The following is a 22,649-nucleotide window of genomic DNA, read 5'->3' on the forward strand; positions in this document are numbered from 1 at the left end:
GACTTGTCCTTCGAAGATGAGCCTGCTGAATCTTAATGGAATTCGAACGCGGATCCGGTTAATTCAACCGTCATGACGATTAATTCAACCGTTAGAGTCGATAATTCAACATTCGCGGCCATTTATTCAACATTCAACAAATTTTACAGCACTTTCATATCCTCGATATTGCGCTCGACCACGCGTGCTCCCTTAATGCTAGCGAAATCTCCTGACGAAGTCGTGAATACATTTTGCGTGATGATTTGCTGCATGGCTTGTTTCACCTGCTCCACATTAACCGGTTCCTTTGGGTTATCCACGGAGATTGTCGAGGACTTCCCTTCTCCAGTTACGAAAATCATTTCTAATGATTTAGCCATATCTTCTCACCTCCCTTTTTTTAGACATGCATTCTTACATTTCTTAACCGATGACAGCGTTCGTATCCACGCGGGTGACTTCCCCCATTGGATAATTCTGCACGCTCGCAATTGCTTTGGCTGTCGCTGAAAGTTGATCAGCCAGTGCATCGGACTTAATGTTAGAGAATGATTTCCGTTTAAAGATGATCTCCCCTTTTTCATTGAGGCCCGTTTCGAAATCCAATCGTAGCGTCGTCGATAACTTGATTTGGTTTGCCATGTCGCTCACCCCCTTTCACACTCTATATAAACTTTTTCGAGGGAAAAGTAGCATGGCAGGAAAAGTTTTTCATAATAGAGTAGAATTCAAGTAAAATAAAAGTAAGCGCATCGAAGAAACAGGGCCGGAACGGCGAACGTTTCCGCCACGACAAGGTGGGTAAAGGAAAAGGAAGAGCTTGATTCTACGTTAATGTTTAGGAGGAAAGTACATGAATCCGATCATATTATTTGATGGGGAATGTAACTTTTGTGATTCAAGTGTCCAGTTCATCATTAAGCTCGACCCAAAGGGACTGTTTCAATTCGCCTCCCTTCAGAGCCCAACTGGGCAAGTGTTACAAAAGAAATATGGGGTACCCGAGGATATAGATAGTATCATTTTGATTGAAAAAGGTAAGGCCTACTATAAATCGGCTGCAGCACTGAGGATATGCCGTCATTTGAAAGGGGCGTGGAAACTGTTATCTGGCTTTACCATCGTTCCCCGCCCCATTCGGAATGCCGCCTATGATATCATTGCCAGGAACCGTTATAAATGGTTCGGAAAAAAAGAAGAAAGCTGCATGTTACCTTCAGCTAGTATTAGGAAACGTTTCTTATAAACCAAAAAAGACGGGAAGCAGATAGCTTTTCCGTCTTTTTTCGTTTAATTGTCAAGCGAATCAAAGCTTTCCCCCTCATAATTAGGGTTAAACTCCCTTGGGTTTTTATCTGTTTCTTTGTAGGTAATCGGCTTTTCATTTGGCATCGTTACGGTCAGTTCCTTTTTATCTTCATTTAATTTCAAAGTGAAAAATGAAGTTCGATTCCGTTTTTCTTCATTATAAAGTATACCAGTTATTGTGGATTCGGTCGGCTCCACGATTTCAAAATGCCTTAGTGGTTCGACTTCATTTTTCGTGATTCTTTGAAGAGTGTACGTACTTCTTTCATCCCTCATGATGATGAGAAATGAATCGCTTGATATCCAATGGTTGTACAAGTGACTGCCATAGTACGTAGGGGAATTATATGAAGGTGCCTCATTTGATTTTACTGTGTCTTTCCCCTCTTTTGTTTCTTGCACCTGGGACTTTCCTTCTTGGATCATGTTTTGGGCGTCACACGCAGCAAGACTACAAACCACAAGCAACCCCATGACTATTTTTCTACATTTACGCACTCCTAGTCCTCCCATGCCCTCTCCTAGGTATGAATATTCTAAAATCTTCATCTATTGATTATAATCCATTTGGCTATCTTTAAGAATATTTTACCAATATTAATGCTGTTTTTTGGAATTTAATCCCTATTAATTGAAACATTTGATACACTTATATAAAAACGTCCTATGATAGGGGGAAAGCATGTGAAACAAGCTCTACTGATCATCGATGCGCAACAGGAATTAATAGAAGGAAATAGTGCAGAGCAAGAGGTTTATGAGAAGAAAAGAATCATCGATAATATCAATACTGTCATCGAAAAAGCGCTAAATGAAAAGGTCTCCATCATTTTTATTAGAGATGTGGATGTTGCGAATGGAGATGGACCCGGTTTCCAGGTACATAAGGATATCATAGTGCCTACCACTGCCATCATATTTGATAAGGCCGCTACCAATTCGTTCTATGGCACGCCATTAAACGCCTACTTGAAAGAAAACGACATCGAGCATCTAGTGATTATGGGATGTAAGACGGAACATTGCATTGATACTGCCGTTAGAACCGCAACGATTCATCAGTATGATGTAACGCTAGTCGGGGATGGACATTCGACCACTGATTCCAAAATCTTATCTGCCGAACAAATCATCCTTCACCATAATGAAACACTTCATGGACATTATAATGTAGACCATTTTTCTCTAGTTCGTTATACGAATGAAGATTTGTTTAAGCCATCACATCATACATACCGGTAATTGATAGGAAAGGCAATGATAGCACGCAAGGATATCCGGTAAAAAACTGATGGTCAAAACTTTTCAACAAATGAAGTACATTCTTACAAAAAAAGACGGAAAGCGACTTGCTTTTCCGTCTTTTTACTGTGTGTATGTCATGAATAGTTGCCATTGGACTGAAATCCCCGGTCGTATCCCACAAAAAGGCTCATCCTCAAAGGACATGTCCTTTAAGGATGAGCCTAATTCAACCAAACATATCGATAATTCGACCGTCGTGACGATTAATTCAACCGTTAGAGTCGATAATTCAACATTCGCGGCCATTAATTCAACATTCGCCGATTTTTACAGCACTTTCACGTCCTCGACATTGCGCTCGACCACGCGTACTCCCTTGATGCTAGCGAGATCTCCTGACGAAGTCGTGAATACATTTTGCGCGATGATCTGCTGCATGGCTTGTTTCACCTGCTCCCCATTAACCGGTTCTTTTGGGTTATCCACGGAGATTGTCGAGGACTTTCCTTCTCCTGTTACAAAAATCATTTCCAATGATTTAGCCATATCTTGTCACCTCCTTTTTTAGACATATGTTCTTACATCCCTTAGCCGATGATGGCGTTCGTATCCACGCGGGTGACTTCCCCCATTGGGTAATTCTGCACGCTCGCAATTGCTTTGGATGTCGCTGAAAGTTGATCAGCCAGTGCATCGGACTTAATGTTAGAGAATGATTTCCGTTTAAAGATGATCTCCCCTTTTTCATTGAGACCCGTTTCAAAATCCAACCGTAGCGTCGTCGATAACTTGATTTGGTTTGCCATGTCGCTCACCTCCTTTCACACTCTATATAAACTTTTTCGTGCGAAAAGTAGCATGGTAGCAAATATTTTTTTGATAAAAAAAAGACGAAAAAGCAACATCTGCTTTTCCGTCTATCTATAGTCAACCCTTGTTAATACGTATTATCTAGCGTTTTCTTTTATGCTTACGATAAGCTTCTTAAGCCATTCGGCGTTATGTTGGGCACGACTGTAAGCATGCTCCTGAATAAATTTCACACTCCAATAAGCTTCGGATTGTTCATCAATTTCCAGGTCAAAGCTTAAGTACGTTTCCCATGCTAGTCGTTGCTTTTCGATTTTTTGCTCTAAAATGTCCAGTACCTTATCTACCTTCACATGCTTTATATAGGATAGCGCAATATACATTTCATTCATTTCAATGGCTTTTTCGAACGTTTGATAAATCCGTTTTGTTAATTCTACTCGCCCTTGATCTGTTATTTGATATACGTTTTTATCTGGTCTATTCTCTTCCTTGATGGTTTCAACAACTTCGATATACCCCTTATCTGCTAACTTGTCAAAATGATAATATAATTTACTTTCACTAATACCAGTAAATTTATCTATCGGAATCGGATCAGATAATAGCTTTTTCAATTTATATGGATAACTATTTCCTTCAGCCAACTTACCTAATATGTAAATTTGAATCGACATGTTGAAACTCCACCCCTCTGCCGTCGCTTTCTTTATTTTAGCAGAGTTAAGCCATTTGTTCAGCTAGGATTTCGACTGCTTCTTAAAAGCTGTTATGACAAATGCCCGATTATTATCAGGAGAGACCTGGACCGATATTTAGTTCCTGGTTATTCCTCTTATCGCCATTTATAAGTAGGATTGAATTCTTCTGGCTCTATCTCTGTTTGTTTATACGTTACCGGGGATTCATTCGGCATGGTAATCGTTAGTTCCGTATAATCTTCATTTAATTTTAATGTGAACGTTGTTGTTCTATTTCGCTGATTTTCATTATAGAGGATGCCTGTTAGGTTGTTATCAACCGGTTCGGCGATTTCAAAATGCTGTTCTTTCTCATAATCACTTCTCGTAATCCTTTGCATCGTAAAGTTGCTAACTTGGTCCCTCGCAATTAGCAGAAAGGATTCACCTTTTATCCAATTTCCATATAGGTGCTTTCCGTTATACTTCGCTGCTTTATTGGATGGTACATCCTCTCGAGATACATCCTCGACTTGTTTCTTTGCTTGTGCATGTTCCTTATCCCTCATGGGGATTTGTTGTTCTTCACAAGCGGCTAGGGTACTCATTACAACGAATCCCATCATTATCCTTTTGAATACTGACAATGCCACGCCCCCCCACCTAAGCATTTTATCCTTTATTATAAAATATCTTCCATTGATTAACTACTTATAAATACCTTTTATTGGATATGGGCAAAATGGAGTTAATTTGGCATTCTGGTAAAGAATAAGATGTGAAAGGATGTGGGTGAAATGTCATTAGAATGGTTTGACAGAGTATGTGGGGAATTGCAGGACCATCTACAATCGATATGTGACAAATACGATCGAATTGGCAGCATGACCGTGGAGCGAGGAGCAAAACATCCACGTATCGAATTTTTTACAGAGTTGGATGAAGATGAGGAAGAGAATTTTTGTGCCTTGTTTTTCGATCCGAAAAGCGAAGAATTCTATATGGAATCCTTCGATATCGATTTTGGGCAGATAAGCAAGGTGCTTTTACCTGATATTGAAGATATCGTCGAGGCCGTCCATGAAACCTTTCATGCTTACATAGAAGGGGACGACGATGAATACGAATATGAGCTTGATGATGACAACCAGGAATTGGAAGTCGTTTCAGGTTCGCTGTCTTATTCTTCAAAGGGGAACGATGATTCAGAAGTGTTCGAAATCGATGTAGAGTGGGAAACGCCTGAAGTCACGGCTTACCTCAAGGAAAATGAAGTGGAAGTCACCTACCAATTCGGAATCGTCCAGGAAACAGGTGATGGATTATTAAGGAGGGTCAATCGTATTTGGACGGACGATGATGACCTAATCTTAAGAGATGAAACGAACTTTATGTTCAGTAAAGAAGAAGCAGGAACGATCATCTCGATGATTGCCAGTCATATGGATTCTCTGACAAGTTTAGATGAATAAACCTGATGACGCAAAACAAGAAAACCTTGTCCAGTAGGGAACATGGACAAGGTTTTTCTCACGTAATCAGTAGTTCATATACTTCATTTAATTGCGTGAATCGTTCTGAATCCATCGCTTCTTTCGCATGCTCCATTTCCTTAGGAAGAATTCGGTTCAGAAGATCTGTTTCCTTTCCAGTAAGTTCACGAACAAGCTCCTCCTCCGAATGAAATTGGCCATGTTTGATCTTATCGTAAATGTGCTGTGCCTCAGGGTTTTGATCTGTATAATTAGACAGAATCTCACGTAAGTAACCAATCGTGCGGTCCATCAAACCATCCCTCTCCTGGATATGTGTGTAATCTAAACTAGATTGTCCAGGAATGGCTGCCACTATACAGCCTTCAAGAGAGATGGAAGCAAAGATCCAAATTTGTTATCAATATTCCTTTGCAAAAAACTTAGTTAATTGATAGTTCATTTCTTCAGCTGTTTTTTTATAACCCGTTTTTTTCCAATGATAAATCATGCCCATTGTGGCACTTGAACAAAAGGAGAGGAATAGATCAATATCAGTGTCTTTACTTACATTTCGAATGATAACCTCAAGTGGAAACTGCACTAAATAATCATTAAATTGGAGTAGATACTTAATAGGAGCATTTTCAGAAAGTAAAATATCGTAAAAATCTCGATGTTTTGCTATATGTGTGAATAAAGGCGTCATACTTTGATGAATGGGATTATCTAGGTTTTCCAATACTAGATTGTAATCAGCTCTCAATTCTTCGATTAAATTAGTAAAGTGTTCTAGAAAAAGTTCGTCGATGTTCATATAATGCGCATAAAAAGTCGAGCGATTTATTCTCGCTAACTTACAGATTTCCACCACGGTAATTTCATTAAACGTTTTTTTATGTAAGACTTCGATTAAAATTTCTCTGAGCAATTTTTTGGTTTTAATTACACGTAAATCATTCGTATTCATTTTAATCTCCTATCTCTTTTAACTTAACATACATTTTTCTCTTATTTGTCGTTTATGCTTCATAATACCTTTGATTGTTTGTTGTATATTGTATAGTCCTATAATAACTTTAACATACACGTGTTGTTTAAATACACGATTTTAAGGAGGCAGTTTATATGAGTAATGTAGTAGTGATTACAGGAGCAGCAACAGGTTTAGGACGGGCAACCGCTTTAAAATTAGCTGCATCGGGCTACCGTTTGGTACTAGTGGATTATAATGAAGCAGATGGGGCAAAAACAACTGCAGACGCTAAGGCTTTAGGTGCGGAAGCAATATTTGTGAAAGCAGACGTTTCAAATGAAACAGATGTACAAAATTATGTTACGAAAGCTGTAGAAGCTTTTGGTTCAATCCATTACTTTTTAAATAATGCAGGCATCATGATTCCATTCCGTTTATTGCATGAGTATGATGGGAACGAATACGATCGCATCATGAATATTAATTTAAAAGGTGTTTTCCTTGGCATTAAATATGTAATTCCAGTTATGCTTGAAAATGAAGGTGGAACCATTGTAAACACTGTATCATCCAATTCATTTAAACCAACGGCATATAATGGGCTGTATTCAGCAACAAAGCATGCTGTACTAGGTTTAACTAAATCAATCGGACAAGATTATCAGTCAAAAAACATATTCGCGGTAGGTGTAGCGCCAAATAATATGCAAACAAACATTTCAGCTAGTGCAGCTGTTACTTACACAGAAGAAGTTGGACAAGCAATCGGTGCAACGACACCACCTAATATTTCAGCAACTGCTGAAGAAGTCGCTGAGGCAATGGTATTTGCCATGACAAATGGTAAGCTATTAACAGGTTCTGTAGTCAATTGTGCAGGTGGCCAAATTTTGATTTAAGCATGTCTACCGTTTTGAGGATTACTGTAAGAGGCCACCGATTGGCGGCCTCTTTAATGTTGTCTACAAATAAAAAACCTTGAATGACTAATTAGCCATTCAAGGTCTCTAAGCTACACACAAACTTTGCTCTATCCTATTAGTAAGTGTTTTCACCCTGTAAATGATCTATGTAACCACTTACCGTTTGAATGATACCAATATCCGCCACCAATTCCATATTCACTGCGCCAGATATACGAACTTTGAATTTATCTTGTTCATTTTTTTCAAGAATAATATTCCCCATCAAGTTTTCCTTACTATAACTAACTTTCAACTCTTGTATATCAAAAAAGTCAAGTTCTACAAACACAGTATTGTAACCTGAAATTTTCCATTTTGCAGGAGGATTTTCTGCAAATTTTGGCATATTGAAATGTAGTGATACTCTTCTACCTTCATCTGTTATCTTAATACCAACAATACGTACATTGATAAGCTTAGGAACTTCATGATATAAACTTGAAATAAACTGATTTCTTTCTAAAACTCTATGCCACATAGATTACACCACCTATTTAAAGCAGATTTTACGTTATGCCATCCCGCTATACGTCCTCCACTATGTTATTTCTAAAACTGACCTTTTTTTTAATTAACTAAAATAAGTACGTAGTGATACCCTTCCAGAATTGTCACTTTAAATAATGACGGCAAGAGTAGCCCTCTCATTATAAAGAAAAGAAACCTTGAAAAGCATTAGCTTATCAAGGTTCGAATTATACTTATAATATAGAATTTCTTCCTACATTGAATATATCTATTTCTTCCTTCTCAAACAAAGTTTCAAGAGCTTCTAATCCTTCTTTCTCAGCGAATAAGAACTCTTTTGTCGATATCGGTACTGCAAGTAACCATGTAACCTTTTTATCTGGGAAATCTATGGTCTTAAGTTTATCCCAGATAAAAGGTGACATAAATAGCACATGTTCCATTTCACTATCTGGATAGTACATCTTTATGACCTCTTTGAATATTTCTCCATGAGAAATAGGTAACTTTGTATTAATGATATTGAAGGCACATGTGGATAATATATTAGGGAAAAATTCATATATTGTAGCACTGGCCCCAACAATTTCTATCCTCAATGGCTTTTCATCTACTGAGTACCCAATTGAATAATCAGATAAACCAATAGTAGAATATGCGGTAATACCATCATAAGGTCTATCTATAGCATCTAATATATCCACATCGCTAACATTATTCTCATCCCAATACTTAGATACACTAGGCTTTCCTCCAAATGCTTCTAAAGCTGTTCTTGCTATGATTTTATTCTCTTTCGTAACTGTCATAGTAAACCTCCCAAAATGATAACCGATTTTTAATCTCCAAAATAATCATCTGTTAAATCTTCTCCCTTATGACTCCTATTTGTGGATGGTAATTCTGGACGATAATGGTCTGGGTTATTATGTTCATCCAAAAACTCTTTCCTTGTGATACGCCTTTCCATTGCACTTTGTTGGTGTTTTCTAAATTCATAACCTGGTTTGTGTCCCATATCCCAAGGCTCATCTTTATTCATAATTGTATCATTAAGTGGGTCTCTAACATTACCATCTGTACTCTTAGCTTTTTCCCAAACCTCATCCCTTACACCTTTTCTAAATCCAGAAGGTCTATTATACGTCTTCTCAACATTAGCCTTACTAGCCTGATTCTTCGACGTAATCTTCTGTGCAAGATCCTTTATTGTCGTCTTATCAACAGCGAAATTTTTGTAAGCATTTCCAGATGAATCCGCTACTTCGGTTACTTTAAAACTAGTTGGCACTTCCGCTTTTCCAATGGCCTTTCCCAAATCCTTAATCATATTTTGAGATTTCTCAGTTAGCTTTTTCACATATTCTTTACTATATGGGATGAATTTCTTTCCGCTTGCAATTTTGTCCGCAGTGCTGAGTCCCTTAGCTGTTTTGTAGACCGCACTTCCTCCTTTGGCAGCCTTACCTGCCCATCCAATGACCGGAATGAACCCAGCAGCAGCCATCGCTCCCGCCGCGATTCTTTCGGATTTTGACAGTTTGCGGCCCGTAACTGGATCAATGCCAGTTGTTGCTCTCATAAAATCATAATACCCAGTCATTTCTCCTGCAAGTGTTTTAGTTGTATCCAAAGCTTTTTCTAAAGCCGAACGGTTCTCGAGTTCTTCCATTTCCTTTTCGAGTTTCCGTGCTTCCTCTTCTTGCTTTTTGAAGTCCCGGTATCCTTGCATACTCTCGGCCACTTCATCCTTCACTTGATAAGCTTGACTCGCTTGAAAGGCGCTTTGGTTGAAGTTCATCGGAGAAACGGTGCCATTCTGACTCGTGGCTTCAAGTAATGCCTGGAAAAGGCCAACGGCCACGCTTTCCTGGGCTTCGCTCACTTGGTATTCTTCTACTAATTTATTATCTACTTCATGCACTTTGTTGATGGTATCGTTCTTTTCTTTTTCGGCCTTTTCCATTTTCTCATGGAAATCCTCTTGATCGAACACCTTTAGTGGAAGGATATCATCAATGGTCTGAAAAATCTTCTGAAGATCGGTGGACTGCTGGTTCACCATGGACTTGGCATTGTTGAGACCATGGGTCACTTCTCCTTCTAAAAAAGGTACCTCGACCACAGTCTCACCGGATAAGTCCGCATCTTCCAAAATCGCCGGAACGCCTTTTAAAAAGCTGATTTGGGTCGTGAATAATTCGATCCAGGCATCAGCACCGATGACTTGTGCCCGGTAAAAGTTCTTGATGGCTGTAGCCCCGGAACCCGCCAGTTCTTCATCCAAATCGACAATTCCTTGGAATTCCTTTTTCAGTGTCTCCACTTGCCCCAATAGGTCCTCATATTGCTTGGCACGTGACTCGACTGCCGATTTCAATGGTTTCGCTTCAAAAATCGTCATAAGGGCTCACCCCTCTGTAGGAAAATGGGGACGGTGCTTGGCAAAAAATAAATCAGAGCTTTCTCCTGTCCTATCTCCAAAGGAAACACCTCGTTATAATTTACATATTTTTCATATTATATAATTATAAGGAAGATAATCAGGGAGATAAATAGGGATAACTATGCTAATTACCCGATTAACCAGGATATAATACTCATCTATTAACGAACACTACTAAGACTTTATACCCTCTCTGCATATAATTTCAGATGGTGATAGAGGGTAATAATGAATAGCTCAACACAAAAAAATCCACCATACAACTTGTAGGTGGATTTCTTGATTGATCATTATTTAGTATTTTTCTTGATACCATTGTTTCGCGGCATTCACTTCATTCATCGTTAATTGATGTCCATGGTTCTCCCATTGTACATCAACCGAGGCATGTGCCACTTCTAGTAATTCTTTAAGGTCGATGGATTCTTGCTGTGGACAAATCGGGTCATTGACTCCGGCTGCGATGAAGACGTTTGTACCCGTTAAATCTGGTAAAGCGATTCCACGTCTTGGCACCATCGGATGATGTAAAATTGCACCCTTCAAGGCATCCGTAAAATGGAATAATAGACTCGCCGCGATATTCGCTCCATTTGAATACCCGATTGCGATGATATTTTGACGATTAAATGCATAGGTAGTGGACGCTTCATCCAGGAAGCTATTCAGTTCATTCGTACGGAAAATCAAATCCTCTTCGTCGAATATCCCTTCCGCCAAACGTCTAAAGAATCGGGGCATCCCGTTCTCCGATACATTTCCTCTTACACTAAGGACAGAAGCTTCTGGATCAACGATGTCAGCTAGCGGAAGCAAATCATTTTCATTCCCTCCCGTTCCATGTAAAAGCAATAAGACTGGTTTATCCGAATTCGTCCCTGGCTTAAAGATATGTTTCATTCTATATTATCCCCTTCCTTATTCATCTCACTTTATTGGGTGGTACTTGAATGGGAATCAATGATTGAACGAGGTGCTCACGTTGCTGCTCGAATTGTGCCGGCAGCATAAGTTTCGTCCCCATCATTTCCTCAGTTTCGTCAATCGCGAATCCTGGTGGGTCTGTCGCGATTTCGAATAAGATTTTTCCTGATTCACGGAAATAAATCGCATCAAAGTAGTTACGATCCTTCACTTCGGTCACGTGCTGTCCTAGATTCATTGCATGCTCTTGCCATTCCAAGTGGTCGACTTTGTCGTTCGCACGCCATGCGATATGATGCACCGTACCGACACCTATTGTGCCCCGAACGCCTGTGACCATTTTCAAATCGATGATATTGCCGATGTCCGCAGAAGCTTTGAACCGTGTGTAATCCCCTTCTACACCCATCATTTCCAGGCCTAACACATCCGTTAATGTAGCGGCCGTTTCATGAGGTGCACTTGAATAAAGGGTGGCGCCTCCAAATCCCTTTATCGCCACTTCCCTTGTCACATCATCGACTGCCCAAGCATTCTCTTCACCCGCTTCACGAGCGACGAGTTCGAGGTGAAGCCCATGTGGATCGTCAAATTGTAAAAAGGTTTCTCCAAAACGCTTCACCTTTTCAAACTCCACATCATTTTTCTGTAACCGTTTCTCCCAAAAATCTAGTGCTCCGGTAGGCACGACGTATGACGTCACACCCACTTGTCCATCGCCAATCCTCCCTTGACGAGCATTTGGCCAAGGGAAAAAGGTAATGATGGTCCCGGGATTTCCTCCTCCGTCACCAAAGTATAAATGATATGTGCCAGGATCATCGAAGTTTACCGTTTGCTTCACCAAGCGTAAGCCCAGTACACCTGAATAAAAATCAATATTTTCCTGTGGATGGCCGACAATGGCGCTTATATGGTGAATCCCTGCCGTCTGTTTTTTCATCTTCATTTCCTCCCTTTTTTAGATGAATGCTGAGCACATAGTTCAAACAAACTAATTTAACCTATTTGCTCAACATTCTCTTTTGTTTAGAACACAACATGTACACGTACTCCATGTACATGTTGTGGTTTTTCCTTTTTAATTAGCGGATGGTTTTTAATGCAGTCGCCCAAGGGATGACTTGATCTAGCATTTGGTTCACCGAATCCACTTGTACAGCAGCTGGTTTGAAGACTGTACCGTTTTCAAAATCGGTGAATAAGGATAGAGCTGGGTGAACCCGAACGTCCGCTACTAATAATTCTCCTAAAATACCACGTAAGTGCTCAGCTGCACGAGCACCGCCCACTGAACCGTAAGATACGATACCTGCAGCTTTGTTGTTCCATTCTACACGTAGGTAATCCAAAGCATTTTTCAATGCACCCGTAATGGAGTGATTATATTCTTGAACGATGAATACGAATCCGTCACAACCGTTGATTGCCGCTGACCATGCTGCTGCGCCAGAAGCATCTCCTCCTGCTTCACCTAGTAATGGTAACTTAAAATCGGCGATGTCGATGATTTCATATTCTGCATCACCGCGTTTGTCTGCTAATTCTTTAACCCATGCTCCTACTTGTGGACTTACGCGACCTTCACGTGTTGAACCTAATACGATACCGATTTTCATCATTTCATTACCCCCTGTATTTTCTTGTTCATTATTTTGACCAAATAGTTTCTTAAAAAAGCTCACTGGGTGTCATCTCCTTACATGTATTCCTTTTCAAAGTTCCTCGTACTGCGAACCGTATCGATTGGACGAACCATTTTCTCGATTTGTTCACGTTTTGGTTCTAAAAATGGCGGCAAGGATAGGATTTCACCTACTGTTTCATATGGCTCATCGCCCATGAATCCTGGGCCGTCTGTTGCCCATTCAAACAATATGCCAGGTGCGACCCGTGCATAAAGCGATTCAAAGAAGAAACGGTCTACATAGCCGGAAGTACCAAATCCGAAACTCTCCATACGATCGATCCATTCCTTCAATACGCTCGTATCTTCCACACGGAATGCCGCATGATGCACCGTACCGAAGCCTTGGCGTCCACGTGGCAAGACCGTATTATGTTCCACGATGACTTGTGCCCCATTCCCACCTTCACCAACTTCGAATAAATGAAAGGAACCTTCTTTGGCAATCTCACGGAATGCCATGACTTTCTCCAGCACTTCCTTAAAATAGTCAAATTGGTCAACCCGTACATGAATCGGTCCTAATCCTGTAATCGCAAACTCGAGTGGGATGGGCCCATTTTGCCACGGTGTACCCGAAGCCACTCCCTCATTCAACTCGTCTGAGACTAATTGATACTGTTGATCGTCGAAATCAACGAATGTTAAAGACTTTTTCCCGAAAAGATCTTGAATGCCGGTATGTTTTACATCAAGCTTGTCAAAACGTTTGACCCAATATTCAAGCGAAGCATCCGTCGGAACCCGGAATCCCGTCTTGAAGATTTCATTGGTACCATGTGTCCCTTTTGTGATGCCTGGGAAATCGAAGAATGTCATATCCGTCCCGGCACTTCCTTTGTCATCGGCAAAGAATAAGTGGTACGTTTGAATATCATCTTGGTTCACCGTCTTCTTGACTAGACGCATGCCCAATACGAATGTGAAAAACTCATAGTTTTTTTCTGCACTGCTTGTAATGGCTGTTACATGGTGAATTCCTTTAATGTGGTTCATCAACTTTCTCCCCTTTTTATCGTGCTTTATTTTACAATTTATCTTGAATTCGAGATATTATACAAAAAAATAAATGAAACAGTGTTCCGCATTACTCTTAATTAAAATATATTTAATTCGAGATAATAATATCACAGATTTTCATTCTGTGCAAATGATTTTCGAAAGATTTTTTTCTTACACACTCCATCCTAATTTCCCCTTTACCATGCAAAGAGAAAATTAGGATGAAACACAACACCAACCTTTTAGTTTCTAGCCAAACATTCTGGCGAGACAGTAAATTGTGCTTCCGTCTTCTCTTGCACTTCCTCTACGGAAACATCCCCTTGCGTTTCGATCAGAACCATTCCTTCCGGAGTGAAGTCAAACACGGCAAGATCGGTAATTAAGCGGTGTACCACCTGCTGTCCGGTCAATGGCAGGGTGCATGCTCTCTTAATCTTCGACTCTCCGTGTTTATTCACATGCTCCATGATCACAACCACCCGCTTGGCCCCGTTAACAAGGTCCATCGCACCGCCCATTCCTTTGACCATTTTCCCGGGAATCATCCAGTTAGCCAAATCACCTTTTTCGGACACTTCCATTCCGCCGAGAATGGCAAGGTCGATATGACCGCCGCGGATCATTGCAAACGACTCTGCGCTGTCAAAAAAAGCCGCACCTGGAACGGCGGTGACCGTTTCTTTTCCCGCATTGATCAGATCCGGATCCACTTCCCCTTCCACGGGATACGGACCAATGCCAAGCAAGCCGTTCTCCGATTGAAGCAACACATTGAAATCATCCGGAATTTCATTGGCAATGAGTGTCGGCATACCAATGCCCAGATTGACATTCATGCCGTCTTCGATTTCCAAAACCGCCCTTTTTACAATATCCAACCGTACATCTTTCATAGAGACACCCCATTCCATTAAAGTTTTATGCTCGTGCAACCGTCCGCCGTTCGATCCGCTTTTCATAATTCGTGCCAAGCAAGATCCGCTGCACATAAATGCCTGGTGTATGAATTTCATCCGGGTCCAACTCACCTGGCTCCACGATTTCTTCCACTTCCGCAATCGTTATTTTTCCGGCCGCTGCCGCAAGTGGATTAAAGTTCCGTGCTGTCTTGCGGTACACAAGATTTCCAAGGGTGTCGGCTTTCCAGGCCTTCACTAGAGCGAAGTCCCCGACAATTCCCCTTTCTAATAGATATTTCTTGCCGTCAAACACCTTCGTTTCCTTTCCTTCTTCTATAGGTGTGCCGACGCCCGTCGCTGTATAAAAACCAGGAATGCCCGCTCCACCAGCCCGAATCCGTTCAGCCAATGTCCCTTGGGGTGTCAATTCTACTTCCAACGCCCCACTTAAATACTGCTGTTCAAATATTTTATTTTCTCCCACATAAGAGGACACCATCTTCTTTATCTGCTTATTCTGAAGCAACAGTCCAAGTCCCCAGTCATCGACCCCGCAATTATTGCTCACAACCGTCAAATCTTTAGTTCCTTGCTCCTTAAGCGCCTGGATGGAATATTCCGGAATGCCTGAGAGTCCGAAGCCACCCACGATTATGACCGAACCATCCTTGATATCTGAAACCGCTTCCAAAAATGAGTTCATTACCTTTCCTTTTTTCATATGGTCGCCCCCCTTGGTTATCACGAATATAATAAATATTTCACTTGTTTAAATTTTACAATTATATCCCGTATAAGTAAAATACTTAATGAAAATGGCTAGAATCATAGAAAGAATGGGAGAAAATTCACAGAAAAGTATAGTAAACAATAATTTTTTATCGATAAACAATAAATATTTATTGTTTTTAACTTCCTATCATGGTAAATTATTACTAGAAATCATTAGGAGGTTACTTTATGAAGAAAACAAATATGTATCTTATTCTTTCTTTTGTGATGAACTTGTTATTTTGGGTTACTGTCGTCAGTTTATTTCTAGTAATAGCGGCTATATCAGTTGTCAGCATCGATTCTAGAATCTTACAGGAAAAAGGTAATCTTCAAATGCATATAGGCGTTTTTGATTTTCATTTAACGGAGGTTAGCCCATATCTTGCTTTGATGAAGGGTATTTTATACGGTATTGGCGGAGTATTTTCTGCGGTTATGTTTTGGAATTTCAAGGTTTTATTTAGAAATACGGGGAATGGACAGTTATTTGTCAGAAGTAATGCAAAAGCCATTTTCACGATTGGAACGATTATGTTAATCAGCTCTTTAGTTGGTAATATCCCTAAAGTCTATGTAGCTAATAAAGTGGCGCCACGGATTCATCTGACAAATGGAAGCCTTGATATTGCCTATTCAGTAAATACCCCTTTATTATATTCAGCCATCTTCATTATACTGCTTGGTGTTTTCTTCAATAAAGCTATCAAAATTGCAAAGGAAAATGAACTTACTATTTAGGAGGTCACAATGATTAGAATACATTTAGACGTCATGATGGCCAAACGAAAAATGTCATTGAATGAACTAGCCGATAAAGTCGGCGTAACCAAAAGCAATCTTTCCATCCTCAAAACCGAAAAAGCAAAAGCGATTAGATTTTCAACACTGGATGCTATTTGTGTAGCCTTGGATTGCCAGCCTGGAGATATACTGGAATATACTTCTGAAGATCAATGAAGCTGTACCGTCCGTTGCGAGGAAATGCCCATTCATACAAGGAGAGGGATGTGTTGGCCGTTCCCCCCTTGTATGGAATTAACAAACACAAATAAATGAAGAAAATGACAGCCATCTTCCAATATCATTCAGTTTCTGTTCACAAGGAAATAATACATGTTATTTCCGTCTTATCGTGCAGGGTGATGATCCCTTAAGACGCCCCACTTGCGTCTCTCGCTAAAATGTTGTGCCAGTTGGTTCGCTTTCTGAGTGATGCTTGTTGGATAGTCGGTTATTTCAAGTAGTTTGATGGCGTTCCTGGATACAGAAGGACCTGAATGAACTTGATAATCAAACTGAACTTCTCCGTTTACAATCGTTTCCCTGAAGTGATAGTTCGTGTACATGTTAACGGCAATCTCTGTTAGTTCAATATCATGTGTGGCTAACACATTCATCCCTTTATTTAAGGAAAGCCATTCCATCATGGATGCAGATGCTGCGATACGTTCAATTGTATTCGTGCCCTTTAATATTTCATCGATAAAGGAGAGACATGGTTTTCCTTTTTCCACAAGGTCGATAATACGTTTGAGGGATTTTATCTCCGCAATGAAATAACTATCGCCATTTAACACGTTGTCTTGGATGGCCATGGAAGTAACAATGTAACTCGGCATCATCGTCCATTTCTCCGCAAGTACCGTGTTGATAGTCTGGGCTAAAATGGCATTAATCGCTACCGCTTTAATATAGGTGGATTTTCCTGACGCATTAGATCCTGTTATGAGCGTGCATTTTCCGAGATGAGATGTGTTGGGTATCGCCTTTTCTATAAGTGGATGAACCATGTTCTCAAATGACAGTTCTTCCATATCTGTAAAAGTAGGTGTGCAATATGTATCCAGGGAATGCCGATAAAAAGAGACGGCTATCGCTGCGTCCAGTTTCCCTATACGTTCCCAAACTTCACGATATTCTTTTTGATGGGTGGAGATGGTTTTAATAATCTTGTTGTGCGATATAAAATCCAATAAAAAGAAGATACGTACATATTCAAATAGAACATCAAAATCTCCACCACTTCGACTGCCTAATGTGGTTATTTTGTTAAACGCGATGACTTTCTTGATGGGTTGAACACACTCTTTGAGACCACTTGTATATGGTAGCAATGAAGGGTGTCTAAGCGAGGCAATGCGTTTCCCAGCATGAATAATAGCTGCGGCGTATCCCACCGAAATAAGGTCATGTTCTAACCTCGTTTTATGACGATAATAAATAATGGCATTTAAGAACAGAGAACCCAAAAGACCGGCGATGCCCAATTGAAGACTAAAAAACAACAAAAGAATGGAGGCGACCGGCAATAAAGAGAAAATGCCAAACAAATAGGCATGTTTTATTTCATGATGTTTCAATTCAAAGAAGAAGGAAGACGAATCTGTATACTCTCGTTTGCCAAGATTGGAAAGGATGAGGAGGATGTTTTCTCTCAACTTTTGATCCGTGGCAAATAACCGATACAATTCCTCGTCGCATTGCTCTTTCCTTGGATCAATGTCCCTAAGCTGATTAAATAAGTATTCGGAACCAACCGTGGATTGTGTATAATTGAGTTTTTTGAATACATCATCCATCGCCAAATCTTCCCACGTTAGTTGATCTACGCCGTCATAGCCCTGGGACATTCTTTTTCTATTGGACCAATAAGATGAAATGGAATGAAAACCTTCGCTCGGTGAGAGAAACTCTGCCGTTTCCCATTCTTTTCGGATCTTTTTGATGAACTTACTATTTTTTGTTATCCCATGATAAACCATAGCAAGAACTACAAAGATGAACACAATGGCAACTGGATTGGACATTAGCTCCCCTCCTTACAATTCTAAAATTTCCTCCTTATGCTGACAGGTTTGAGCAAGAAGAAAGGGGGGTTCAAGGCGATGTTAAGGATATAAATTCTTCGGCATTTTTAATGCATAATTCAATTCCTTTTTCCCAAAAGGCTTCTGATGTAATATCTTCCCCTAAATGCTTCATGACTAAATCTTCTGTGGACATACTTCCTGAATCACGAAGCAAATCTAAATATTTTTTTCAAACTCTTTTCCTTTTTCCTTTGCTTCTGCATAAATACTTAAAGAAAATATGTACCCGAATGTATATGGGAAGTTGTAAAATGGAGATTTGGTCAAATAATAATGTGGTGTCCATATCCACGAATGGATTGAAGCATTATCAAGAGAACCTGCATACCCTTCATCTATTGCTAATTGCATTAGTTCATTTAAACGTGATGATGAAACAAAACCCTCTTTACGTTCCTCGTGAAATTTCTTTTCAAACAAGAACCTAGACTGTATATTCATGAAATTCATCACACTACGTTTTAGTTTCTCATCAAGTAAAAACAATTTTTCTTTAGTTGATTCAGCTTCTTCCATTGCAGCATCTAAGACAATCATTTCACAAAATGTTGATGCAGTTTCTGCAATACTCAATGGATATTGTTTATTCAATCCATTAACGGATTTCATTGCATGGTTATGAAATGCATGACCTAATTCATGTGCTAGGGTTAGAACATTGGTCATTGTACCACCATATGTCATAAAAATTCGTGATTCTCCTGAAAGTGGGAATCCCGCACAAAAAGCAACAGTTGATTTATTTGGACGATCTTCAGCCTCTATCCAACCTTTATCAAATGCCTCCCGCGTAAAACTTTCTAATTCCATCCCAAAGTGACTAAAATGGTCCAAAATAAATTCCACAGCATCTTCATATTTTATCTTTTGATTACCTTTTGTAACAGGAGCCCAAAAGTTATATGAATGCATCTTTTCATCGCCATTCATTTTTGCTTTTTGATTAAGGTAATTTGTAAAAGGTGTTTTGTATTTACTTACGGCTGACCACATTGCATTCAGTGTTTCCTCTTTGATGCGATTTTCAATCAAAGGAACTTTTAGTATATTTTCTAATCCTCGTTTTTTGTACACTTGTAATCGAAAACCTGCGATATGATTCAGTATTTGGGCAAATAGTTCTTCATGCTCGAACCATTTATCTTCCAAAACCCTATGAGACTCTTTGCGAACCTCTTCATCAGGGTGTGAACGTAAGTTTATCGCTTGACCAACGGATAATTCTTTTCTTTCTCCGTCGATTTGAATAGTAACTCTAATACTACTAACAAGTGAATTATAAAACTGCCCCCAAGCATGATAACCATCTACCATCAGATCTGAAACTAAACGTTCTTCTTCATCCGAAAGGTGCATCTCAGCCTTTTTACGCCATTCATTTAATATGAACTTATTGTTTTTTAAATCCTCAGTATCTAATATCCCTTCCCACAAACGTTGATTTGTGTTTACAAGTACTTTTTGTACTTTTTTTAAAGCAGACTCAAAACGAGCATTTAAAGATGTTGTTTTTCCTCGTATTGCTGTAGCATTTTGATCCTTTGGGTTTTGTGCAAGAAGACAGGTTATAAAAGAATTGGCTTGTGATAAATTCATTCGAATGTCTATTATGAATTCAATGATTTCTTTTAACTTTAATGATTCATTTAATTCTTGCGGAGTATGAAAACACTTCGATTTTTCTTCAAAGTTGGAAACTTTGATTTCCAAGAGTTTTATATGTTCACGAAATTGTGATGATTGGTTTTTATCGTGAAACACTTCCTCTAAACTCCATACTTGCAGATACTTTCTTTCCTCCATTTGTTTACCCCCGAAAGATTTAAGCATACTTCCTTACATTATGAACCTTCTAACTAATGGGCTTGATCCTATAGCAAAGTTTCATATTTTTATACATTATGCCAATTTTAAAACCCCAAAAAGGAAAGTTCTTAAATAAGGGAAGGGGCTGTCCCTACCCCCCTCCACTGTTTAACCAAAGAATAAATCCAACAAGTTACTTCCCATTGATGATTGTTTATTATAAAACTCTGAATACCCACACTTTTTGCAATACACAACCGTGAATTGATTATGCTGGACATCAAACATTTTCGATAACCCCGTTCCTGTCATTGCCACGTCCTTCTTAGCAGCATCATCGCTTCCACATTTTATACATCCCTTTTCATTCATGAAACTTCTCTCCCTGTTTAAATATTTTTTAAAGATTCCGTCTATTTATTTCATCTAAATGCACGATTATTTATCTGCTTTTTCTTGGTGAAATCTATATATCTTGTTCCTTGAAACTAACTTTCGGAGCAAATATGAATAGCCAATTCCACCTTAGGTCCGATGATAAAGTATACGGGTAAAGTGAAATAAGGTTTCATGATTCTATCATGAAGGGTGATCTTTCTCCATTAGTGCGTACCTATCCAACTTTGCAGCCATATATAGAGCTGTAAAAGTTATTGTTTATAGTAGTCTTCTCGAAGCATTGCCATAATCACTTCATCCGAGTAGGTATCGTTGAAATAGAGGGATTGCCGTAATGTCCCTTCTTTTTTAAATCCTGCTTTTTCGTATGCTTTTATGCCACGTACGTTATGGGAGAATACCTCTAGTTGCAATCGATTTAATTTAAGCTCCTCAAAAGTGAATGCTTGTGCAAGTTGGGTTGCTTCAGTTCCATACCCTTTGTTCACATTATTTCTATTATGTAATGATATTCGGAAACCTGCCTTTTTATTGTCTTGATCAATCTCCAAGATAGCTAGGTCACCTATTATTTCATTATTCTCCAATAGGCAAATGGCAAAATCATACCGTGTGGGGTCGTTGCTAAACTGTTTATAACTTTCAATGATTTCATCAAGGGTAAATGACTTACTCGTACCGGTCATATATAAAAACTCTTCATCCTGACAAGACTGATAAATACTGACCATATCTTCGTCTTTAATGGGTCTTATATACACATGTCTTCCCTTTATCACCATTTGGATTCCTCCTTCTATTGTTGTTCCTTAGTCCATGTATAATATATAAAGTTTGCTTTTTGTCCATTGAACGCGAATGGCTCACCAGTAGTAACGACCTTCTCAAATCCATTCTTCTCCAACACTTTTTGAGAAGCTATATTATTTGTTGTTGTTTTTGCTTGGATGATCTCGATGTTTGGATCAAGATGGGATTCTACCAATAAAGCTAAAGCCTTACTGGCCATGCCTTTTCCAGTATGCTTTTCACCAATACGATAACCAAGATGACATGATTTTAGGTTTTCCTCATAATCAACTACGTTTATTCTTCCTACAATACTATGTTCTTTATCTTTAATTAAATAGAATCGCGATATTCCTTGAAGTTGTTCTTCAAGTAAAGCATCAAGCCTCTTGTTGAAAATCTCTGGAATGTAATACTCATCTCCCCGAGCAGGTACCGTTTCTTCAAAGAAAACTCTATTTCGAAGCTCAAATTCAAGCAAATCTACTGCGTCACTTTTTTTCAACTCTTCAATAAATATAGACATCAGATAGCCCCCATTCTATCTGTAAGTTATTCTACTTATCAAAGAGTAATCCTCCTTCCGCCTACTCCAAGTAATATTTCTTACTTTAAATGGAATAATAAAATGATTAATGCAAGGGAGTGATAGGATTGGATCAAGAACTAACGATCAAGACGCTGAACAAATTCCTACAGGGCTCATACATGGGCATTCACGCCTATGAACACTTTATAAAAAAGCTGCAACATTCCACATTAAAGGATTCGTTTATTTCGATTCAAAAAGACCAGAAAAATCATGCTGCCCTTATTTCCGAGAGAATTCAGAAACTAGGGGGTACACCCGTAACAAGTGAAGGCATAATCGGTAAGATGGAAGCTGGAATTGTAAATGTAGTGGAAAACTACAATTCAGAGGAAGAAATCATAAAACATGCAATCAAGGGGGAAAATCTATACGGGATAAAAATGTCCGAGAAGCTAGTAAGAGATAAGTTAGATGAAGAAAGTCTGAATCTAGTCCATAAAATCCTCGATAAAGACCGAGAACATGTGGATTACCTAAAGTCTCTTTTACATTCCTAAAAACAAATCCTACTCATTATAAAAAGGGCGTAATCCACCCTATCGGATTACGCCC

The 22,649-nt window shown here is 39.3% G+C and carries 30 protein-coding genes and 1 pseudogene; 7 read left to right on the top strand and 24 right to left on the bottom strand.

What is annotated here, in order from left to right:
- Window positions 1-143: 143 nt before the first annotated feature.
- Both ACQKL5_RS07705 and ACQKL5_RS07710 read right to left on the bottom strand, forming a co-directional pair.
- Window positions 144-362, bottom strand: coding sequence for a DUF2922 domain-containing protein (locus ACQKL5_RS07705; protein ID WP_427607695.1), 219 nt, complete (start codon window positions 360-362; stop codon window positions 144-146).
- Window positions 363-405: 43 nt separating this feature from the next.
- Window positions 406-624, bottom strand: a complete 219-nt coding sequence (locus ACQKL5_RS07710) for a DUF1659 domain-containing protein (protein ID WP_427607697.1) — start codon at window positions 622-624, stop codon at window positions 406-408.
- A 211-nt stretch (window positions 625-835) separates the two neighbouring features.
- Here ACQKL5_RS07710 and ACQKL5_RS07715 point away from each other — a divergent pair, with 211 nt between their 5' ends.
- The gene (locus ACQKL5_RS07715) at window positions 836-1,228 is read left to right on the top strand and encodes a thiol-disulfide oxidoreductase DCC family protein (protein WP_427607699.1); all 393 of its coding nucleotides are present in this window, start codon (window positions 836-838) and stop codon (window positions 1,226-1,228) included.
- Between the two features lie 44 nt (window positions 1,229-1,272).
- Here the strand turns inward: ACQKL5_RS07715 and ACQKL5_RS07720 are convergent, their stop codons facing one another.
- The gene (locus ACQKL5_RS07720; protein ID WP_427607701.1) at window positions 1,273-1,788 is read right to left on the bottom strand and encodes a hypothetical protein; all 516 of its coding nucleotides are present in this window, start codon (window positions 1,786-1,788) and stop codon (window positions 1,273-1,275) included.
- Window positions 1,789-1,974: 186 nt separating this feature from the next.
- On the opposite strand from ACQKL5_RS07720, the gene ACQKL5_RS07725 reads away from it, so the two are divergent.
- On the top strand, window positions 1,975-2,532 hold the full coding sequence (locus ACQKL5_RS07725; RefSeq protein WP_427607702.1) for a cysteine hydrolase family protein: 558 nt from the start codon (window positions 1,975-1,977) through the stop codon (window positions 2,530-2,532).
- A 123-nt stretch (window positions 2,533-2,655) separates the two neighbouring features.
- On the opposite strand, the gene ACQKL5_RS07730 is transcribed toward ACQKL5_RS07725, so the two are convergent.
- The 5 genes from ACQKL5_RS07730 to ACQKL5_RS07750 all read right to left on the bottom strand — a co-directional run bounded on the left by ACQKL5_RS07730 (window position 2,656) and on the right by ACQKL5_RS07750 (window position 4,672).
- Window positions 2,656-2,841 (bottom strand): hypothetical protein, encoded by a 186-nt coding sequence (locus ACQKL5_RS07730; RefSeq protein ID WP_427607704.1) that lies wholly within the window; start codon window positions 2,839-2,841, stop codon window positions 2,656-2,658.
- A gap of 21 nt (window positions 2,842-2,862) precedes the next feature.
- Window positions 2,863-3,081: a DUF2922 domain-containing protein gene (locus ACQKL5_RS07735; protein WP_427607706.1), complete on the bottom strand. Its 219-nt coding sequence runs from the start codon at window positions 3,079-3,081 to the stop codon at window positions 2,863-2,865.
- A 41-nt stretch (window positions 3,082-3,122) separates the two neighbouring features.
- Window positions 3,123-3,341, bottom strand: coding sequence for a DUF1659 domain-containing protein (locus tag ACQKL5_RS07740; RefSeq protein WP_427607708.1), 219 nt, complete (start codon window positions 3,339-3,341; stop codon window positions 3,123-3,125).
- A 141-nt stretch (window positions 3,342-3,482) separates the two neighbouring features.
- Entirely contained in the window at window positions 3,483-4,022 is a 540-nt protein-coding gene (locus tag ACQKL5_RS07745) for a PadR family transcriptional regulator (protein WP_427607709.1), read from the bottom strand.
- A 158-nt stretch (window positions 4,023-4,180) separates the two neighbouring features.
- Window positions 4,181-4,672, bottom strand: coding sequence for a hypothetical protein (locus ACQKL5_RS07750; protein ID WP_427607710.1), 492 nt, complete (start codon window positions 4,670-4,672; stop codon window positions 4,181-4,183).
- Window positions 4,673-4,822: 150 nt separating this feature from the next.
- On the opposite strand from ACQKL5_RS07750, the gene ACQKL5_RS07755 reads away from it, so the two are divergent.
- Window positions 4,823-5,497 carry a hypothetical protein gene (locus tag ACQKL5_RS07755; protein ID WP_427607712.1) on the top strand — a complete coding sequence of 225 codons (675 nt, stop codon included), beginning with the start codon at window positions 4,823-4,825 and terminating at the stop codon, window positions 5,495-5,497.
- A gap of 58 nt (window positions 5,498-5,555) precedes the next feature.
- Here the strand turns inward: ACQKL5_RS07755 and ACQKL5_RS07760 are convergent, their stop codons facing one another.
- Together ACQKL5_RS07760 and ACQKL5_RS07765 are read right to left on the bottom strand one after the other, a co-directional pair.
- Window positions 5,556-5,873: a sigma-G-dependent sporulation-specific acid-soluble spore protein CsgA gene (locus ACQKL5_RS07760; RefSeq protein ID WP_427607714.1), complete on the bottom strand. Its 318-nt coding sequence runs from the start codon at window positions 5,871-5,873 to the stop codon at window positions 5,556-5,558.
- 45 nt (window positions 5,874-5,918) lie between these two features.
- Window positions 5,919-6,467: a TetR/AcrR family transcriptional regulator gene (locus tag ACQKL5_RS07765; RefSeq protein ID WP_427607716.1), complete on the bottom strand. Its 549-nt coding sequence runs from the start codon at window positions 6,465-6,467 to the stop codon at window positions 5,919-5,921.
- 158 nt (window positions 6,468-6,625) lie between these two features.
- Between ACQKL5_RS07765 and ACQKL5_RS07770 the strand changes: the two genes are divergently transcribed.
- On the top strand, window positions 6,626-7,372 hold the full coding sequence (locus ACQKL5_RS07770) for an SDR family NAD(P)-dependent oxidoreductase (RefSeq protein ID WP_427607717.1): 747 nt from the start codon (window positions 6,626-6,628) through the stop codon (window positions 7,370-7,372).
- Between the two features lie 139 nt (window positions 7,373-7,511).
- On the opposite strand, the gene ACQKL5_RS07775 is transcribed toward ACQKL5_RS07770, so the two are convergent.
- The 9 genes from ACQKL5_RS07775 to ACQKL5_RS07815 form a co-directional block, all read right to left on the bottom strand.
- Window positions 7,512-7,916: an Imm50 family immunity protein gene (locus ACQKL5_RS07775; protein WP_427607718.1), complete on the bottom strand. Its 405-nt coding sequence runs from the start codon at window positions 7,914-7,916 to the stop codon at window positions 7,512-7,514.
- Window positions 7,917-8,139: 223 nt separating this feature from the next.
- Window positions 8,140-8,715, bottom strand: a complete 576-nt coding sequence (locus ACQKL5_RS07780; protein WP_427607720.1) for a suppressor of fused domain protein — start codon at window positions 8,713-8,715, stop codon at window positions 8,140-8,142.
- Between the two features lie 29 nt (window positions 8,716-8,744).
- Window positions 8,745-10,310 (bottom strand): T7SS effector LXG polymorphic toxin, encoded by a 1,566-nt coding sequence (locus tag ACQKL5_RS07785; protein WP_427607722.1) that lies wholly within the window; start codon window positions 10,308-10,310, stop codon window positions 8,745-8,747.
- 336 nt (window positions 10,311-10,646) lie between these two features.
- Window positions 10,647-11,252, bottom strand: a complete 606-nt coding sequence (locus ACQKL5_RS07790; protein ID WP_427607723.1) for an alpha/beta hydrolase — start codon at window positions 11,250-11,252, stop codon at window positions 10,647-10,649.
- 22 nt (window positions 11,253-11,274) lie between these two features.
- Complete coding sequence (locus ACQKL5_RS07795; RefSeq protein ID WP_427607725.1) at window positions 11,275-12,219, bottom strand: ring-cleaving dioxygenase; 945 nt, start codon at window positions 12,217-12,219, stop codon at window positions 11,275-11,277.
- 142 nt (window positions 12,220-12,361) lie between these two features.
- Window positions 12,362-12,961 (bottom strand): NADPH-dependent FMN reductase, encoded by a 600-nt coding sequence (locus ACQKL5_RS07800; protein WP_427607727.1) that lies wholly within the window; start codon window positions 12,959-12,961, stop codon window positions 12,362-12,364.
- A gap of 14 nt (window positions 12,962-12,975) precedes the next feature.
- On the bottom strand, window positions 12,976-13,959 hold the full coding sequence (locus ACQKL5_RS07805) for a ring-cleaving dioxygenase (RefSeq protein WP_427607729.1): 984 nt from the start codon (window positions 13,957-13,959) through the stop codon (window positions 12,976-12,978).
- Between the two features lie 248 nt (window positions 13,960-14,207).
- Window positions 14,208-14,861 (bottom strand): 3-oxoacid CoA-transferase subunit B, encoded by a 654-nt coding sequence (locus ACQKL5_RS07810; protein WP_427607731.1) that lies wholly within the window; start codon window positions 14,859-14,861, stop codon window positions 14,208-14,210.
- 25 nt (window positions 14,862-14,886) lie between these two features.
- The gene (locus ACQKL5_RS07815) at window positions 14,887-15,588 is read right to left on the bottom strand and encodes a CoA transferase subunit A (protein WP_427607733.1); all 702 of its coding nucleotides are present in this window, start codon (window positions 15,586-15,588) and stop codon (window positions 14,887-14,889) included.
- Window positions 15,589-15,827: 239 nt separating this feature from the next.
- Between ACQKL5_RS07815 and ACQKL5_RS07820 the strand changes: the two genes are divergently transcribed.
- Together ACQKL5_RS07820 and ACQKL5_RS07825 are read left to right on the top strand one after the other, a co-directional pair.
- A complete protein-coding gene (locus tag ACQKL5_RS07820; protein ID WP_427607734.1) occupies window positions 15,828-16,379 on the top strand; it encodes a DUF2975 domain-containing protein in 552 nt (183 codons plus the stop codon).
- Window positions 16,380-16,388: 9 nt separating this feature from the next.
- Window positions 16,389-16,598, top strand: a complete 210-nt coding sequence (locus tag ACQKL5_RS07825) for a helix-turn-helix domain-containing protein (protein ID WP_427607736.1) — start codon at window positions 16,389-16,391, stop codon at window positions 16,596-16,598.
- 170 nt (window positions 16,599-16,768) lie between these two features.
- Here ACQKL5_RS07825 and ACQKL5_RS07830 read toward each other — a convergent pair whose 3' ends face one another.
- The 5 genes and pseudogenes from ACQKL5_RS07830 to ACQKL5_RS07850 all read right to left on the bottom strand — a co-directional run bounded on the left by ACQKL5_RS07830 (window position 16,769) and on the right by ACQKL5_RS07850 (window position 22,031).
- The gene (locus ACQKL5_RS07830; RefSeq protein WP_427607737.1) at window positions 16,769-18,448 is read right to left on the bottom strand and encodes a MutS-related protein; all 1,680 of its coding nucleotides are present in this window, start codon (window positions 18,446-18,448) and stop codon (window positions 16,769-16,771) included.
- A 70-nt stretch (window positions 18,449-18,518) separates the two neighbouring features.
- Window positions 18,519-20,314 (bottom strand): annotated as a pseudogene (locus ACQKL5_RS07835) (M3 family oligoendopeptidase).
- 171 nt (window positions 20,315-20,485) lie between these two features.
- A complete protein-coding gene (locus ACQKL5_RS07840) occupies window positions 20,486-20,689 on the bottom strand; it encodes a zinc ribbon domain-containing protein (protein ID WP_427607739.1) in 204 nt (67 codons plus the stop codon).
- A gap of 278 nt (window positions 20,690-20,967) precedes the next feature.
- A complete protein-coding gene (locus ACQKL5_RS07845) occupies window positions 20,968-21,498 on the bottom strand; it encodes a GNAT family N-acetyltransferase (protein ID WP_427607741.1) in 531 nt (176 codons plus the stop codon).
- Between the two features lie 14 nt (window positions 21,499-21,512).
- The gene (locus ACQKL5_RS07850) at window positions 21,513-22,031 is read right to left on the bottom strand and encodes a GNAT family N-acetyltransferase (RefSeq protein ID WP_427607743.1); all 519 of its coding nucleotides are present in this window, start codon (window positions 22,029-22,031) and stop codon (window positions 21,513-21,515) included.
- A gap of 128 nt (window positions 22,032-22,159) precedes the next feature.
- Between ACQKL5_RS07850 and ACQKL5_RS07855 the strand changes: the two genes are divergently transcribed.
- The gene (locus tag ACQKL5_RS07855) at window positions 22,160-22,594 is read left to right on the top strand and encodes a DUF2383 domain-containing protein (RefSeq protein ID WP_427607745.1); all 435 of its coding nucleotides are present in this window, start codon (window positions 22,160-22,162) and stop codon (window positions 22,592-22,594) included.
- Window positions 22,595-22,649 lie beyond the last annotated feature (55 nt).

This window comes from Peribacillus sp. NPDC097675, assembly GCF_050277655.1.
Lineage (GTDB): Bacteria > Bacillota > Bacilli > Bacillales > DSM-1321 > Peribacillus.